Below are 1,563 nucleotides of genomic sequence, written 5' to 3'. Positions count from 1 at the left end.
TTTTTATGGAGAGTTTGATCCTGGCTCAGGATGAACGCTGGCGGCGTGCCTAATACATGCAAGTCGAGCGAACAGACGAGGAGCTTGCTCCTCTGACGTTAGCGGCGGACGGGTGAGTAACACGTGGATAACCTACCTATAAGACTGGGATAACTTCGGGAAACCGGAGCTAATACCGGATAATATATTGAACCGCATGGTTCAATAGTGAAAGACGGTTTTGCTGTCACTTATAGATGGATCCGCGCCGCATTAGCTAGTTGGTAAGGTAACGGCTTACCAAGGCAACGATGCGTAGCCGACCTGAGAGGGTGATCGGCCACACTGGAACTGAGACACGGTCCAGACTCCTACGGGAGGCAGCAGTAGGGAATCTTCCGCAATGGGCGAAAGCCTGACGGAGCAACGCCGCGTGAGTGATGAAGGTCTTCGGATCGTAAAACTCTGTTATTAGGGAAGAACAAATGTGTAAGTAACTATGCACGTCTTGACGGTACCTAATCAGAAAGCCACGGCTAACTACGTGCCAGCAGCCGCGGTAATACGTAGGTGGCAAGCGTTATCCGGAATTATTGGGCGTAAAGCGCGCGTAGGCGGTTTTTTAAGTCTGATGTGAAAGCCCACGGCTCAACCGTGGAGGGTCATTGGAAACTGGAAAACTTGAGTGCAGAAGAGGAAAGTGGAATTCCATGTGTAGCGGTGAAATGCGCAGAGATATGGAGGAACACCAGTGGCGAAGGCGACTTTCTGGTCTGTAACTGACGCTGATGTGCGAAAGCGTGGGGATCAAACAGGATTAGATACCCTGGTAGTCCACGCCGTAAACGATGAGTGCTAAGTGTTAGGGGGTTTCCGCCCCTTAGTGCTGCAGCTAACGCATTAAGCACTCCGCCTGGGGAGTACGACCGCAAGGTTGAAACTCAAAGGAATTGACGGGGACCCGCACAAGCGGTGGAGCATGTGGTTTAATTCGAAGCAACGCGAAGAACCTTACCAAATCTTGACATCCTCTGACCCCTCTAGAGATAGAGTTTTCCCCTTCGGGGGACAGAGTGACAGGTGGTGCATGGTTGTCGTCAGCTCGTGTCGTGAGATGTTGGGTTAAGTCCCGCAACGAGCGCAACCCTTAAGCTTAGTTGCCATCATTAAGTTGGGCACTCTAAGTTGACTGCCGGTGACAAACCGGAGGAAGGTGGGGATGACGTCAAATCATCATGCCCCTTATGATTTGGGCTACACACGTGCTACAATGGACAATACAAAGGGTAGCGAAACCGCGAGGTCAAGCAAATCCCATAAAGTTGTTCTCAGTTCGGATTGTAGTCTGCAACTCGACTATATGAAGCTGGAATCGCTAGTAATCGTAGATCAGCATGCTACGGTGAATACGTTCCCGGGTCTTGTACACACCGCCCGTCACACCACGAGAGTTTGTAACACCCGAAGCCGGTGGAGTAACCATTTGGAGCTAGCCGTCGAAGGTGGGACAAATGATTGGGGTGAAGTCGTAACAAGGTAGCCGTATCGGAAGGTGCGGCTGGATCACCTCCTTTCTAAGGATAT

General features: G+C 51.1%; 1 rRNA gene. It reads left to right on the top strand.

The annotated features are described in order from the left end of the window. The first annotated feature begins 2 nt into the window (after positions 1–2). Positions 3–1,553, top strand: a 16S ribosomal RNA gene (locus tag AC1Q7N_RS11650). Positions 1,554–1,563 lie beyond the last annotated feature (10 nt).

This window comes from Staphylococcus sp. GW823-FHT05F06 (genome assembly GCF_058795495.1).
The sequence above is the reverse complement of the archived record's forward strand: the minus strand, read 5'-3'. Positions and strand labels throughout refer to the sequence as shown.